We start from the raw sequence: 15,325 nt of genomic DNA, 5'->3' as shown, positions 1-15,325 counted from the left end.
CAGCCACACTGTGTCCCACCAAGTGATCCACGGCACACGGAGGATTGATGACAACCGACCAACAGGCAGCCAGGGCGGACTCGACACACTTACCCGCCAGCCTTCGGCGGCTGGACGTCTTTGCAGTCCTGCTTTGCGCGCTAGTAGGTGTGGACACCCTTGGCGCCGTCAGTGCCTATGGGCCACAGGGTCTTTTGTGGATGGCACTAGTTGCATTGGTCTTCTTCGTGCCCTACGGACTGTTAACTGCGGAACTAGGCTCAGCGTTTCCACAGGAGGGCGGTCCATATGTCTGGACGAGGATGGCATTCGGAAGGTTCGCTGCCGGGATCAACCAGTTCTTCTACTGGATCTCAAACCCAGTCTGGATCGGCGGCACCCTGTGCATCGTCGCGGTCGTCACCTTCAATGAGTTCTTCTTTCCGCTGACGGGAATGTGGCGATGGCTGGCCGCCGCGGCTTTCGTCTGGGGATCGGCTTTCGTCATCAGTGCGAGTGTCCGTTTCGGACGGTGGATTTACCTGGTAGGCGCCGCGGCGCGCATCGTCTTGCTGACCCTGTTCATTGCATCTGTAGTCGTATACGCATGCAAGAACGGTATTCAGCCGATTCATGCCAGCGATTTCTCGTGGACTTATGCAGGTTTCGTCGCGGTCGTGCCGGTAATTGTCTTCAACTTCCTGGGGTTCGAGGTTCCCTCCAACGCCGCCGAGGAAATGGTCAATCCGCAGAAAGACGTACCGTTATCGGTGCTCCGTGGCGGCGTGACCGCCACCCTGCTGTACGGGATCCCGGTTGTGGGAATTCTCCTGGTGTTGCCCAAGAATCAGCTCGGCACGGTCACCGGTTTTGTCGACGCCTGCCGCGCTGTCTTCACCGTGTACGGGGGCAGGATCGCGCCCGACGGTACCGCGGAGCTGTGGGGATTTGGACGAGCGGCTGCACAGGTTGCCGCTGTCGGGCTGATCATCGGTCTGTTCACGAGCGGGACCGCGTGGGCAATGGGAGTCAGCCGCGCTCAGGCGGTGGCGTTCACCGACGGCGCAGGACCCGCGTGGCTTGGCACATTCTCGCGCAATGGCTCGCCCACACGAGTTAACCTCCTATCGGCCGCGATCTCGACCATCGTCATGGCCGCAGCCATGGTGTTCGCCAACGGCAATGCCGAGAAGTACTTTTCGGCGGCCATTGGCCTGGTCGTCTCGGCCACCGCGATCTCGTACATCCTCACGTTCTCGTCGTTCATGCGACTGCGCATCAAGTACCCCGACACCAGACGCCCATTCAGAGTGATAGGCGGCCGGACTGGCGGATGGGTCGTGACTATTCTGACCGTCGGGACGATGCTCTTCACCGTCGCGTCGCTCTTGTGGCCAGGCATCGGGGTGACCTGGTTTGACCCCAGCGTTGACTCAAATATGTTGCTCCCGAGCGGGTTTGATGGAGACAGAACGGGATACACGTTGAGTCAACTTATTCCAATGGGCGCTGTGTTGGCCGGGGCTATCTGCCTTTACATATTCGGTTCGGCCGGCCGACGATCGGCCGCGCCCAGTGCAAATACCCCCGAGTCGACGCGTCGTTGCTCGGAAGTTGTGGAAGAAGAGAAAAGCGTTGGTGCACAAGGTGCGTGATAGATTTGATGTCGTCGTTGTCGGCGGAGGAACAGCGGGCTGCGTCATGGCAGCGCGGCTGGCCGCTAGTGGCCGCACGGTGCTTGTGCTAGAGGCCGGTCCAGACTACGGGCACGCCACGTCGGAACACTGGCCACCCGACTTGCTCTCAGCAGCAACGATTCCCACCTCGCACGACTGGGGATACTCAGGAAAGGGCGCAGGCGGGCAGACACTGGAGTTCGAGCGATGCCGGGCGATCGGTGGATGCTCGACTCACAACGGCGCCACACAAAACGTGGGGTGGGGAGGCGACTATGACCGTTGGGCCGCAACTGGACTCGTAGGGTGGAGTTCGTCAGACTTGGCTCCGCTGTTTGAACGGGCGGGCAAGGCGATGAACCTGCGCGATTACCGTGACGAGCAGATTCAGCCGTTCCAGACCGCATTCGTCGCCGCAGCCGCAGACCATGGATTAGGAGTGCGCAACGATTTTGTCTCATTGCAGGGCGGTGCAGGAGTCGGATACGCACCGGTCAGCATCACAGATGATGGCACCAGGTACAACGCGGCATTCGCGTACCTCGATGGACTCCGTCACTCGGGAAAGCTGACGGTACGCGGAGACGTCGATGTTCTCAGCGTGTGCATTGACCACGGTCGTGCAGTTGGTGTCCTCATCCAGAACGATGGGTCGCGACCCACAGTCGTGGAGGCCGATCTGGTCGTGGTCAGCGCCGGAGCCTACGGTAGCCCAGAACTGCTCCTGAAATCCGGCATCGGGCCCGCCGACGACCTCGCCCGAATCGAGATCCCAGTGCAATGCGAGCTACCAGGGGTCGGCAATGGCCTGCAAGATCACCCATCGCTACAGCTCGAATTCGCCGGCACGGCCGAGTTGGGTCGCGCCCTAAGTCAATTCGAACAGAGCCAATGGTTGCCCGACGAACAGGCAATCGCCAAGCTGAAATCATCAGAAGCCGGTGACGCTCCATTTGACCTGCATATCTACCCATGGACCGAACGTGATCCTTCGGCCGCCCATGGCTGGCGCTGTGTGATACCGATCGGCGTGGTGAAGCCACACTCGCGCGGATATCTCAAGCTTCAGAAGGAAGGCAACACACTGCGCGCCAACGTCAACCACGGCTATTTCAGCGATCCCCGGGATATGAACGCTGTGCGCGACGGCCTGCACTGGGTTCACCAACTTCTCGAAGACCGGACATCGACTTTCGCGGCCTATCTGGGAGCGCGGCTCAACCCAATCTGCGGGTCCGAGACCGACTGGATCGCATCGAACCATCGGCACTACTGGCACCCGGTGGGCACCTGCATGATGGGCGACCCCGCAGCCGGTGGGGTCGTCGATCACCGAGGCGCGGTACATGGAATCGAAAACCTCTATGTCGCCGACGCATCCATCTTCCCGGACATTCCGCGAGGAACAACCGCCTTGCCGACGACCGTAGTCGGCGAACGTATCGCTAGCTTGCTGCTGGAGGAGAACTGATATGAGCACCGCTACGACAACGTCTGGAACCAAGATTGTCAATCCTTGCACCGGTGAGGTTTACGAATTCCAGCCAGACACAACTCGATCAGACATCGACGCTGCCTTTCGCGCGGCTGAGCAGGCTTGGCGCCGCTGGCGTCAAATCACCCCGGGAGAACGGCACGCAGTACTGCTCAAGTTCGCCGACGCCATCGAATCTCAGGCCGACCAACTGATCGATATCGAACAGCGCAATACCGGCAAGACGAGTGACCAAGTTCGAGACGAGCTTGCCGGTGCACTGGACGAAATGCGTTTCATGGCAGGCGCTCAACGTGCAATGCAGGGCCCGATCGCCGGCCGATACGTCGCCGGCACCAGCTCGCAGGCGACGCGGGAGCCGCTGGGCGTCTGCGCCCAGATTCTTCCGTGGAACTACCCGCTGGCGGCCGCGATCTCGAAGCTTGCACCGGCACTGGCCGTTGGCAATACCTCGGTTCTCAAGCCGGCGGCACCTACGCCGTGCAGTGTCCGTGAGTTGGTCGCGATCGCGAACGAAACTCTCCCTGAAGGCGTTGTCAACGCGGTGTTCGGTGGCCGTGAGACTGGCGAATACATGGTGGCGCATCGGGTGCCCGCGCTGATCTCGCTGACCGGCAGCGTGCGCGCTGGCTGGGAGATCACACGCGCCGCCGGCCTTAAGGTTCTGCACCTGGAGCTTGGTGGCAACTGTGCTGTCGTCGTCATGGACGACGTAGACATCGCCGCCGTCGCGCGGAACATCGCCGAAGCCTCGCTCTTTAACGCAGGCCAAGACTGCACCGCTGCAACGCGGTTGCTTGTCGCTGCCCCGGTACTCGACCAGTTTGTGTCACTGCTGGTGAAGGAGTTTGCGGCCGTGGAAGTGGGCCCGCTGGCGACCCCTGAGCACCTTGACAGAGTAATGGGGTTCTTTAGCCGTCTACCGGAACATGCACACATCGCGTGCGGTGGACACCGGGTGGCAAAGCCGGGTTTGTATGTCGAACCGACTGTGATCGCAGGAGTGACCCAGAGCGACGAGGTTGTCGAGGAGGAGATCTTCGGCCCGGTGGTCACCGTCCAAGGCTTTGAGGACGTCGATGAAGCTGTAACGCTGGCCAATGGCACGGAATACGGTTTGGCCGCCTCGATCTGGACGAATGACCACAACACTGCCGTAGCTCTCGCGAGCCGTATCGAGGCTGGCACCGTATGGATCAACACCCACGGCTCCTACGCCACCGAAATGCCCTTCGGCGGATTCAAGTCCTCAGGCTACGGAAAGGATCTATCGCCCGCGGCGCTCGAGAACTACTCGCGCCTTAAGCACATCATGTCCAGCGCGGGTTGAGCGCCGATCGCGCAGCAACAGCACAAGCAACACGTCGTTACACAAGGAATGTACTGAAATGACAAGCGTTCTTCCCGGTGCCGAAAACAGAACTGCGCCAGTGTCCGTCTTCGGGCCGGACTTTCCATTTGAGTTCGACAAATGGATCAGCCATCCTGACGGACTTGGAGTAGTACCTGAAGCAGCGCTCGGACAAGAAGTTGCGATCATCGGCGCGGGAATCGCGGGCATGGTGGCTGCCTATGAACTCATGAAACTCGGGCTACGTCCGGTCCTCTACGAGTCGTCGAGGATCGGAGGCCGACTGCGGTCGGAACGTTTCGACGGTGCACCCAGTGACGTCGTCGCCGAATTGGGAGGAATGCGCTTTCCTGCCTCGTCGTTCGCCTTCTTCCACTACAGCAGGATGTTGGGATTGAGTACCAGACCATTCCCCAACCCACTGACACCCTCGGCCGGTAGCACCGTGATCGACATCGAAGGCGCAACACATCACGCGCGCGAACTCGGCGAGCTACCACAGATTTTTCAAGAGGTTGCCCAAGCTTGGGCCGAGGCGCTCGAAGAAGTGAATTTCACCGCGGTGCAAGAAGCAATCCGGGCACGCGACGCGAAGGCAGTGAAGTCTCTCTGGGATGATCTCGTCGCTGAGTGGGACGATCGCACGTTCTACGACTTTGTCGCCAGCTCGAGGGCTTTCTCGAAGCTGTCGTTTCATCACCGCGAGCTGTTCGGTCAGGTGGGGTTCGGCACCGGAGGGTGGGACTCGGATTTTCCGAACTCGATGCTGGAGATTCTGCGGGTCGTGATGACGAACTGTGACGAGGACCAGCACCTGATTGTCGGTGGCGCTGAGCAGATTCCGCGCGGACTCTGGACCCATGCGCCAGATCGGCTGCGGCATTGGCCCGCCGGCACCACGCTCGCCAAACTGAACGGAGGAGTGCCACGCTCGAGAGTCAAACGTATTGCACGTGGTGCCGACGGAGACATCGAGGTCACCGACCAGTGGGGCGTAACACGGACTTATCCGGCGGCGCTGGCGACGTGCCAGTCTTGGTTGCTGACCACCGAAATCGATTGCGATGAAACGCTCTTCTCCCAGAAGGTGTGGACAGCGCTGGATCGCACGCGCTACATGCAGTCCTCCAAGACGTTTGTAATGGTCGATCGCCCGTTCTGGAAGGACATCGACCCGGTTACCGGTCGGCACGCGATGAGCATGACTTTGACCGACCGAATGACAAGAGGCACTTACTTTTTCGACAACGGCAACGACTCGCCAGGCGTTGTGTGCCTGACATACGCCTGGATGAGTGATGCCATGAAGATGCTTCCATACTCAGCGCAGGATCGGGCGCAGCTGGCGATCAACGCTCTGAAGAGCATCTACCCGAACGTCGATATCAACCAGCACATCGTTGGCGAGCCAATCTCAGTTTCTTGGGAGGCAGACCGCAACTTCCTCGGCGCGTTCAAAGGCGCCCTTCCTGGCCACTACCGATACAACCACCGGATGTACTCACACTTCTTGCAGGAAACCCACGAACCCGAGCACAAGGGCATCTTCTTGGCCGGCGACGACGTCTCGTGGACACCGGCGTGGGCGGAGGGCGCCGTGCAGACAGCGCTCAACGCTGTGTGGGGCATCATGACTCACTTCGGCGGCAGTTCCAGCATTGGTAACCCGGGACCCGGTGACGTGTTCGCCGAGCTCGGCCCGATGAGACTGCCCGAATGACGGGACGCCTGAGGCTGGCTGTGGTGCAGTGCCCGTCGATAGGCGCTGACGTCCAGGCCAACCTGGCTCGTCTCGTCGAGACTGTTCGAACGGCGGCCATTTGCGGCGCCGAACTTGTGGTGTTCCCGGAGATGTACGTCACCGGATACAACATCGGCGAACGGGACGTCAGGAGCCTCGCCGAGCCTGTCGACGGGCCGGCGATCGCGTTCATTCGGCAGGTGGCGCGCGACGCTTCGGTTCATGTTTGCGTTGGATACCCGGAATTAGGCGACGGAGGAAAGATCTACAACTCCGCCGTGATCTGCGATCCACGCGGGCAGGCGGTGTTGAACTATCGCAAGTCGCATCTTTTCGGTGCCGCCGAGAAGAAGGTGTTCAGCCCCGCAGACCGTCAGACTCCGTTGGTACGGGTGAACGGCATCACCGTCGGCGTGCTCATCTGCTACGACGTCGAGTTTCCGGAGAACACGCGAGCGGCGGCGCAGGCCGGGGCAGACATCGTCGTAGTACCGACCGCGAACATGGAACCGTTCAGATCAGTTTCGGAAATCATCGTTCCCGCAAGGTCTTATGAGAATCAGATGTATGTGGCTTACGCCAATTACTGCGGTGATCAGGACGGGCTGGCATACTGCGGGCGCAGTACCATTGCTGATCCGAACGGCGTCCGCTTGGCCAGCGCCGGCGACGGCCCAGATCTCCTGTTCGCGGAGATCGACCGGGAGGTCATCCGGGCGTCGCGGTCAAAGCACTGTTTTCTCGATGATTGTGCTGAGTCGACTGCGTCCGCTTTCTAGGACTTGTCCGGTCTTTGTGTCGTGGCTAGACGGAGAACGCAGTTCACGTCTCCAAGATGAGGGCTGAGGTAGGCCTCCGGCCAGTCCACCGCGGTGAGTCGCCGACACGTTGGTGACCAGGTTATTTGCATGAAAGGCCCGTGAACCAAGGCAATCGGGTCTCCCTCAGACGTTCTCAGCTCAGCGAGACAGCGGCGCTGTATTCGTCGCTGATGGTGGACCGCTCCTGATGGGCTGCGGCGTCGACCATTACTTGTCGAGGGCACCGATCCCACGCTCTTGACGACCCTTAGAGCGTTTCTCGCCTGCAACGGCCAACTGGAGATGGCGACAACAGAACTTGGGGTACACCGTCACACGATGCGCCACCGGAAGGGCCGCAGCACTGACGGATGCGACTGCGTTGGTCTGCCTAGGTTGAATCATCCTGATTTGGAATGCAATTCATCGACCGCAACAGCTACTCACCGCCATATCCCGGTCAACCGCCGGGTAAGATCAGGCCCGATGCCCACTGTCGAAGAGATCACCTCATTCATCGATGACGGTCCCCCACCCGGACAGTCACCGTGGGTCGTTGCCCCGGAGAGCAGTGCCATTGCCGTCGTCGATTCAGACGGTTCGTGGCCCGACGCATTCGCCGACATAGCCGACCGTATTTCTAGGGCGCTGGGTCCGCGCGCGCTCGACGTCCTCCACATTGGATCGACGTCGGTGCCTGGCCTTCCGGCGAAGCCGGTCATCGATATCGACCTGATCGTCGCGGATCCGGCGAGAGAGAACGACTGGCTGCCTGCATTGATACGCGTAGGGTTCATCCTCACGGTGCGGGAGCCATGGTGGTACGAACATCGCCTGGTCAAGTGCAGCGCCCCGGATGCCAACGTTCACGTCTTTGGGCCTGACGCACCGGAGCCGTGGAAGCACCGGATTTTTCGTGACCATCTTCGCCGGGACGAGCGGGACCGCGAGGTGTACGCCGCGATGAAGTTGACCGCGTCACAGAACGCGAATGAACGCGGCGAGACGGTCATGGAGTACAACCATCGCAAGCAGGCCGTGATACGCCAGATCTACGGGCGCGCTTTTCGTCAAGCTGGGCTCAGTGAGTAGCCGCTGTTGACAACGGGAACGTAGCTGTAATCGGCGTGCGCGACTTGGAGTCGGCATCGCAGCAATTGGCGTTCTGCAGAAGTGAGCTTGAGGGTGAACGGTTCTGCGGCATTAAAGCCTGGCGAATACTGCTGTCTACGGACTTTGCGGGATCCCGGTCGCAGAAACAGCACGCGGTTGAGTAGAGGCCCCTACAATTGGTGGTTCGATGCCGAATTATCGAGTGACCGAACATAACCGCTTTGATACTCTGCGCCGCCTACGGCCGGCGCGACGGCTTGTCTTTGCCCAAGGGCTGGCGGCTGTGGTGTTGGCCCTGGTGACGCTGCCGTGCTCCTATCCCAGTGCAGGTGATCCTCCGATCTGGGTACAGCTTGTGGGTCTGCTGTTCATGGTGGGATCGGCCGTCGCCAGTATTCACACGTGGCGCCTGGTCGTCGTGGGCGGGTTGCGCGAGCGTAGCCAGGCAGCGGGATGTCATCGGGAAACTCAACTGCGCCAGCATATTCGGGACGAGCGTCAACTCCGTCTGGCCGCGATCATCTGGCTGATGATGATCTTTATTCTTGTGCCGTTGCCATCATCATGGCGTTGGTTCTGGTTCCTTCTGACCGCACTCGGGGCGATTGCCGGCGCTGTGTCGCTTGCGCGCTTGATCCGATCGGAAATAGCCGACAGGTAGCCGGATCAGGAACGTGCTGACGCCGGCGAGGCTACCTCCGCCATCACATCGGCGTACCACTCGAACAGTCTAATTCGTTGTGGTAGCTCGACTTTGAGTAAACGCGCCCAGCAAGCAGCTACCGTCGAGCGCGCTGCCGCACCGATCCATGGCTGCGGAAGCAGCTCCGGCGGCAGTAGCGGATCGGGCTCGACCGCGCGAGTGAACTCCGCGGCGAGTTCGATCGCGATGGTTAAATAGTCGGTTGTCGACGCATTCCGCAACGCCCGCAGTGAATGTTCACCGAAGGTCAGCAGTCGTCGATGGCGTTCAGCGATCTCCTCCAGCGGCCAGAGGCGGTTGGCGAGCGCACGCGGCTCGTCTATGCCGCCAACGGACAGATCGATCGTCGTCAATGTGGTGATGTGATCGGCAATCGCCAATTCCGATGCTGCCGAGGCAATCCTGTCCTCCCATGGGTTCGGGGAGACGTACAACCCACCTTGTATCGGCGCGCCGCCAAGACGCACGATGGCGTCACGCATGGCATCGCGTGCCGCCCGGACCGGCTCTGGGACCGCGAACGCCACCAAGTGCCATCGTCCGTCCCATGGAGCGCCGCCACGGTCCTGCGCATACATGAATCGCACATAGTCGAGGTCGGGTGTGATGGCGCTGCGCACTTTGTTGGTTGCATGAAGAATGGCTTTGCGGCCACGGCCTTCCATGATGAACTGACCGTCGGCCACCAGCCGCTTGAGGCATAGACGTACCTGCTGGTCGGTCATCCCGAGTGCGTTGGCGACGTCGTATAGTGCGCCGGCGTCGATCGTCGCGTCGTCACGCAGCATGCTCTCCACGAGAGTGCGGGTGGGTACCGCGGTAGGTTCGTCGTCTCCGATGTCCAACGGTCAGCTCCTTGTGCCCACTGCACGACTGGCGGGGCTCACCAGTTTAGACACGGGCATCCTGCTCGACGATGACCAGCGGCGAGTTGGTGGCACGTCCGAGTTGACGGTCGAGGTCGGCGAAGAACCGCGGCGCGTCGATGACGGCGTCGGGTGGATGAACGCCGGGTCGACGGGCGGTGCCATCGATCATCTGTGACAAGCCAACAGACAGCGGAATAGCCGTCGCACGTGCCATGTCACCGAGCAGCCCGTCGGCGTCGCGGCCCGAACCCGACAGATCGAGCCGGGCCAGAACCATGTGTTCGCGCCCGCCGCGCGTGCCGGACACTGCGGCAAAAAACGGCGGCAAAGATCCCGGCCCCTTGGAGCGCAGGGACAGCGGAATAGATCGCAAGTAGCGCAAGAAGTTCGGCTTCGCGAATTGGGCTGCCGCCTCCTCGTGGGTTAGCGCGCCACTGTCGATGTCCCGACGCAGTACATCCAAATATGCCAGGGTCTGCGGCTTGAGCACCATCAGATTGACGGCGTCGCCACTGAGCCCGAGCGTGCGCCTCAAGGTGATCGGCTCGGGATGACCGATCGAATAGGCTGTGCCCTGTCGGTCGCCCGGCAGTCTCAATTCGATCGGGCGCAAAGGCCGCTGCGAGGTCATCTGTCCCGCGCGAATCGCGGAGATGTTGCCACTGCTCTGCAGCATCCAATGCACGGCGGCGGCAGACGGCCGCCCGTCGGGGCCTAACAGCACCTCGCCCCCTTGGTGTTCGCCGCCCGAGCCAGGGACGTCGACGGGCCACGCGGTGTAGGCATCTCGTACTGCATCAAGTTCGGCAGCCGCGGTCGCCGCGAGTAGGTTGCTGATGCCTGGACTCGCTCCCATGCCAATGATCGCGCAAACCCCTGCGGCACGCGCGGTTTCGTCGAGGTCAAGCATCTTGACCGTCGGTTCCCAGTCGTCGCAGATATCGATGTAGTCGGTTCCCGCAGCGATTGCCGCTTGCAATACGGGCACGCCGAATCGGTAGTACGGGCCGACGGTGTTCACGACAACATCCGCTGGCTCCAGCGCGTCGCGCAGCGCAGCGCTGTCTGTGACGTCCACCTCCATAGCGCTAACCATTACCGGCGTATGCGCGAGCTGCCGGCACAGCCGGTCAGCGGCGGCGCGGTCGCGGTCCGCGATGACGATCTCGTCTATGCCAGCCATGCGAGCGGCGATGCGAACGGCGACGGTGCCCATCGCTCCTGGCCCACCCAGTGCGAGGACCTTCATCGTGTCTCCTTTCCAGCCGGCAATTGTTCGACGTACTGCCGTAGGTTGTCGAGGTATCCAGGCGCATAGAGTTGCCGTGGCGCGAACAAGGCCACCGCATAGGACTTCAGACTGACGCTGTTGTTGTCCAGGTCGTCCTTGACGATGTTGTGCGACGCGTGCGGATAGGTCTGGACCGTGAGCAGATCCGGGCGTACCAACTGGCGATAGACGCGCTCCGTTTCCGCCACATCGACGTTCAGATCGCCCTCACCAAGTTCGAGCAACACGGGAACCTTGATATGCGGGAGCGTAGCACTGACGTCCGAAAGGTAGTTGCGCGCAACAAATCCCCACCGATCGGCAGACATCGGCGACGAGTCGATGTGGGCTGCCACGTACTGCTCGTAGCTAGCGTGGTCGCGCAGCAGCTGATTCGTCCGGTCCCGGCGCGCCAAAGCCTCGGTGAGGTCGGACTGAGACGCCTTTCTGACCCGCATATCCGCGCGCAGGTTGTACTCGCCCTGGCGCAGCCAGTTGATCGCAGCCCCAACCAGAATCACGAACTGCATATCCGGTCTCTGTACCGCGGCCTCGGGCAGCACCCAGCCACCCTGGCTGATGCCCCAACCGCCGATCCGATGCGGGTCGATGTCTGGACGGCTGCGCGCCCAGTCGATCGCAGCGGTGACCTCAGCGGTGCGATCCGCCATGCTCTGGGCCAACCAGTTGCCCGGAGCGCCGTCGATGCCGGGCTTGTTCCACGACAACGATGCGTAACCGGCTCGGGCTAGAGACTCCCATATGGGTCGATAGAACGAGTCGCGCGTGGCGTCGGCGGGGCCGTCGCCGTGTACGAATACCACCAACCCGAATGGGCCGCTTCCCGTCTTGGGTAGAGCCAGCAGGCCATCGAGGGGCTGTCCCGGTCCGGGAATCGTCACACGCTGTTCTCGGATCGCGAAGTTGTTGACGTAGAGCACCCATGAGCCCGCTGACACCAGTAGTGCGAGAACGCAGGCTAGTGCGATCAGTGTCAGGCGCACTCTGCCGCGGCGTTTCTCTGCGTGGCTAGAACTATCGAACATCAAACGATCGTATCGCGTGCGATAGAATCGCGCCAGCGGTCGTGATCGGAATGCTCGATCGTCAGGCGGGGCACAAATGGGAAGCCCTGACCGATCGGTGACATTCTGTAGCCGATTTCGTTTAGCAACCGTGGTCATTGCGAAACTGCTGGCCGAACGATGGCACGGAAATCTATGTAAAGTGGTGTGCAACAAATTATCTCGCGTTGTTGATCGTGTTTTGAGGCATCATTGCCGGGGCTAGGGCGAGGTGTTTGCGCAACGACGGGGCATCGCGCAGGCGTTAGCATCGTCGAATGCCCGCTGCCCGCTTCGCTACAGCACTTCGCCAAGCAGGTGTGCGCGACGTCCTTGACGATGACACGAGCCGCGCAGCCTATTCGTCGGATGCCTCCCTGTATCGGGTACGGCCGCTGGTTGTGATACGGCCGCGCGACGACGAGGAAGTCCGCATCGCGATGCAGGTATGCCGCGGCGAGGGGGTGCCCATCATCGCGCGTGGCGGTGGAACGTCGGTGGCGGGCAATGCGATCGGTACTGGGGCGATCATCGACTTCAGCCGCTACATGACGGGCATCCTCGCCGTCGACGCCGAACAGCGCACCGCCACAGTAGAACCCGGTGTGGTGCAGTCGAGTCTGCAGCAGGCCGCGGGGGCTGTCGGGCTTCGATTCGGTCCCGATCCGTCCACGATGACGCGCTGCACTATCGGGGGGATGATCGGGAACAATGCCTGCGGTTCCCGGACGCTGGGCTACGGTCGCACCTCGGACAACGTCGTCGGTCTGCGCGGATACTTCGGCAACGGCGAACCGATGGAGCTGACCGTCGAATCGGTGAGCGGGTCGGACTCCCCGACCGCATTCGCACTGAGGAAGGTTGCCTCGGCCTACCTGGCCACCATCCGGACCGAGTTCGGCTCTTTCGGCCGCCAGGTATCGGGCTATGCACTCGAGCACCTGGCCCCGGAGCGCGGCTTCGATGTTCGCCGCATGCTCGTCGGCTCGGAAGGCTCGCTGGCCGTCGTCACCGAGGCGACCGTGCAGCTGGTGCGCAATCCTGCCCACGCCATCCTGGTAGTTCTCGGGTTCCCGAACATGGCCTCGGCGGGTGACGCCACGCCGCATCTGTTGGGTTTTGGGCCGACCGCGTGTGAGGGCATTGATTCCCGCATCGTCGACGTCGTTCGGCAGCGCCGCGGCGAGAGTGCAGTGCCCGCTCTGCCGGGTGGTCGGGCGTGGCTGTTCGTGGAGATCGCCGGCGACGATCCCGACGAGGTGGCCGACCGTGCGCGACGCCTGGCCGGCGACAGCGGCGCGGAGGACACGTTGCTCGTCGTCGACGAGGCTGCAAAGTCGGCGTTGTGGCGTATCCGTGCCGACGGCGCGGGACTGTCAGGGCACAGCGCCAGGGGGCTGCCGGCGCACGCCGGCTGGGAGGACGCCGCCGTTCCTCCACAGCGGCTGGGCGCCTACTTGCGCGACTTCGAGTCCCTCATGGACGACTTCGGGGTGGACGGGTTGCCCTACGGGCACTTTGGTGACGGATGCATCCACATCCGGATCGACTGGCCACTCGATAAACCCGGCGGGCGACGCGTTTTTCGGGACTTCTTGACCGAGGCGGCCAGCCTGGTCGGGCGCTACGGCGGGTCGCTGTCGGGCGAGCACGGCGACGGCCGCGCGCGCAGCGAACTGCTGCCGCAAATGTACTCCGCGGAGGCGCTTGCCGCTTTCGCTGCCGTCAAGCACGCGTGCGACCCCGACGACATGCTCAATCCGGGCATTGTGGTGGACCCCCGTCCTGTCGACACTGACGTGCGGGTGGCCGAGGCGCCGACTCTGCGGCGCAATCTCGGCTTCGCTTACCGACACGATGGTGGTGACTTCAGCCAAGCCGTGCACCGGTGCACTGGCGTCGGCAAATGCCGCGCCGACAACAGCGCGGCCGGGGGCGTCATGTGCCCGTCGTATCTGGCTACCCGCGAGGAGCGCGACTCCACTCGTGGACGCGCGCGGGTGCTCCAAGAGATGATCAACGGTTCCGCGGTCACCGGTGGTTGGCGTTCACCGGAGGTGCACGAGGCGCTGGAGCTGTGCTTGTCGTGCAAGGGCTGCACTTCGGACTGCCCCACGGGCATCGACATGCCGGCATTCAAATCCGAAGTGCTGCACCAAACTTATCGCGGCAGGCTACGGCCGTTGAGCCACTACAGCCTCGGCTGGTTGCCGCGTTGGGCGCGGATAGCCAGTGCCGCACCGCGATTGGTCAATGCGGTGATGGGCCTGCCGGGTGTTCGTCGGGTCGCGCTCGCCGGTGCCGGCGTCGACCGCCGACGCACCATGCCGCGATTCGCGCATCAGACCTTTCGGGACTGGTTTGAACACGTGCACGCGCCCAACGCCGGTGACGGTGATCCGGTGGTGCTGTTCGTCGATTCGTTTACCAACTACTTCACGCCGGAAATCGGCCAGGCAACGGTGAAAGTCTTGGTAGCGGCTGGATTCCGGCCGGAATTGTCGGAGCCTTCCACGTGCTGCGCGCTGACCTGGATCACCACGGGGCAGCTCGACGCGGCCAAGAGGATCGTCGGACGCACCATCGAGTCCCTAACCGCGGCAGCTGAACTCGGCACACCCATCGTCGGCATAGAGCCATCGTGCACCGCGGTCCTGCGCTCGGATGCCGTTGAACTGATCGGCTCGCGGGCCGAGGCGGTCGCCGGCTCGACCAAGACGTTGGCCGAGATGCTCACCGAACGCAACTGGACGCCGCCGCCCCTGGACGGCACCGTCGTTGTGGCGCAACCACACTGCCATCACCACGCCGTCATGACATGGAATGCTGACGAGTCGTTACTGGCTGCCGCCAACGCCAACGTGCAGAGACTCAGCGGCTGCTGCGGCCTGGCCGGCAACTTCGGGGTTGAGAAGGGCCATTACGACGTCTCTGTCGCCGTCGCCGAACAGCAGCTGCTGCCGGCGCTACGCAGCGCAGGGCCGGATACCGTCGCACTCGCCGACGGCTACTCGTGCCGCACACAACTGGCAGACCTAGCCGACGTCGAGGGCCAACACCTGGCGCAATTGCTCGCCGCGCACCTGCCCAACGACTGATAAACACCCACAGGCGCAACGTCTTCGGCCGCTATAAGCCGTGCTCGGGCCCACTGGTGGCACCGTGGCCCGGTGCGGCCTCGCGCGCCGACCGCCGATCGGCCGCCCTCTCACGATATAGAGATACTGATTGATTCCGCTTGCATTATTTCGCTTGTCGTAATTG

11 protein-coding genes and 1 pseudogene are annotated in these 15,325 nt (G+C 62.3%); 9 read left to right on the top strand and 3 right to left on the bottom strand.

From position 1 onward, the window contains the following. The first annotated feature begins 47 nt into the window (after positions 1–47). From A5784_RS11910 to A5784_RS11880, 8 genes and pseudogenes are all read left to right on the top strand, one after another. Positions 48–1,634, top strand: coding sequence for an APC family permease (locus A5784_RS11910; protein ID WP_064945089.1), 1,587 nt, complete (start codon positions 48–50; stop codon positions 1,632–1,634). Continuing rightward, positions 1,618–3,126 (top strand): GMC family oxidoreductase, encoded by a 1,509-nt coding sequence (locus A5784_RS11905; protein ID WP_082944789.1) that lies wholly within the window; start codon positions 1,618–1,620, stop codon positions 3,124–3,126. Before A5784_RS11910 ends, A5784_RS11905 begins: the two co-directional genes overlap by 17 nt. A gap of 1 nt (position 3,127) precedes the next feature. Beyond that, positions 3,128–4,480: an aldehyde dehydrogenase family protein gene (locus tag A5784_RS11900; protein ID WP_064945088.1), complete on the top strand. Its 1,353-nt coding sequence runs from the start codon at positions 3,128–3,130 to the stop codon at positions 4,478–4,480. 58 nt (positions 4,481–4,538) lie between these two features. Continuing rightward, positions 4,539–6,221: a flavin monoamine oxidase family protein gene (locus A5784_RS11895; RefSeq protein WP_064945087.1), complete on the top strand. Its 1,683-nt coding sequence runs from the start codon at positions 4,539–4,541 to the stop codon at positions 6,219–6,221. After that, positions 6,218–7,021: a carbon-nitrogen hydrolase family protein gene (locus tag A5784_RS11890; RefSeq protein WP_082944788.1), complete on the top strand. Its 804-nt coding sequence runs from the start codon at positions 6,218–6,220 to the stop codon at positions 7,019–7,021. The genes A5784_RS11895 and A5784_RS11890 overlap by 4 nt, the downstream gene beginning before the upstream one ends. 246 nt (positions 7,022–7,267) lie before the next feature. Further along, positions 7,268–7,423 (top strand): annotated as a pseudogene (locus A5784_RS38240) (helix-turn-helix domain-containing protein); the annotation flags it as partial. 105 nt (positions 7,424–7,528) lie between these two features. Further along, positions 7,529–8,134, top strand: a complete 606-nt coding sequence (locus tag A5784_RS11885) for a GrpB family protein (protein WP_064945086.1) — start codon at positions 7,529–7,531, stop codon at positions 8,132–8,134. Positions 8,135–8,342: 208 nt separating this feature from the next. After that, complete coding sequence (locus A5784_RS11880) at positions 8,343–8,816, top strand: hypothetical protein (protein ID WP_156750510.1); 474 nt, start codon at positions 8,343–8,345, stop codon at positions 8,814–8,816. A gap of 5 nt (positions 8,817–8,821) precedes the next feature. Here A5784_RS11880 and A5784_RS11875 read toward each other — a convergent pair whose 3' ends face one another. Genes A5784_RS11875 through A5784_RS11865 form a run of 3 tightly spaced genes read right to left on the bottom strand, consistent with a single transcriptional unit; the run spans position 8,822 to position 12,043 of the window. Next, positions 8,822–9,703 carry a PaaX family transcriptional regulator C-terminal domain-containing protein gene (locus A5784_RS11875; protein ID WP_502687509.1) on the bottom strand — a complete coding sequence of 294 codons (882 nt, stop codon included), beginning with the start codon at positions 9,701–9,703 and terminating at the stop codon, positions 8,822–8,824. A gap of 46 nt (positions 9,704–9,749) precedes the next feature. Beyond that, positions 9,750–10,976, bottom strand: a complete 1,227-nt coding sequence (locus A5784_RS11870; RefSeq protein WP_064945084.1) for a saccharopine dehydrogenase family protein — start codon at positions 10,974–10,976, stop codon at positions 9,750–9,752. Beyond that, complete coding sequence (locus tag A5784_RS11865) at positions 10,973–12,043, bottom strand: alpha/beta hydrolase family protein (protein WP_064945083.1); 1,071 nt, start codon at positions 12,041–12,043, stop codon at positions 10,973–10,975. The genes A5784_RS11870 and A5784_RS11865 overlap by 4 nt, the downstream gene beginning before the upstream one ends. A gap of 296 nt (positions 12,044–12,339) precedes the next feature. Between A5784_RS11865 and A5784_RS11860 the strand changes: the two genes are divergently transcribed. Then, the gene (locus A5784_RS11860; RefSeq protein ID WP_064945082.1) at positions 12,340–15,159 is read left to right on the top strand and encodes an FAD-binding and (Fe-S)-binding domain-containing protein; all 2,820 of its coding nucleotides are present in this window, start codon (positions 12,340–12,342) and stop codon (positions 15,157–15,159) included. Positions 15,160–15,325: the final 166 nt, after the last annotated feature.

The sequence above is a fragment of the Mycobacterium sp. 852013-50091_SCH5140682 genome (assembly GCF_001665685.1).
In the GTDB taxonomy this organism is placed as follows: Bacteria; Actinomycetota; Actinomycetes; order Mycobacteriales; family Mycobacteriaceae; genus Mycobacterium.
Note: the sequence above shows the minus strand (reverse complement) of the source record. Positions and strands in the feature narration are given on the sequence as shown.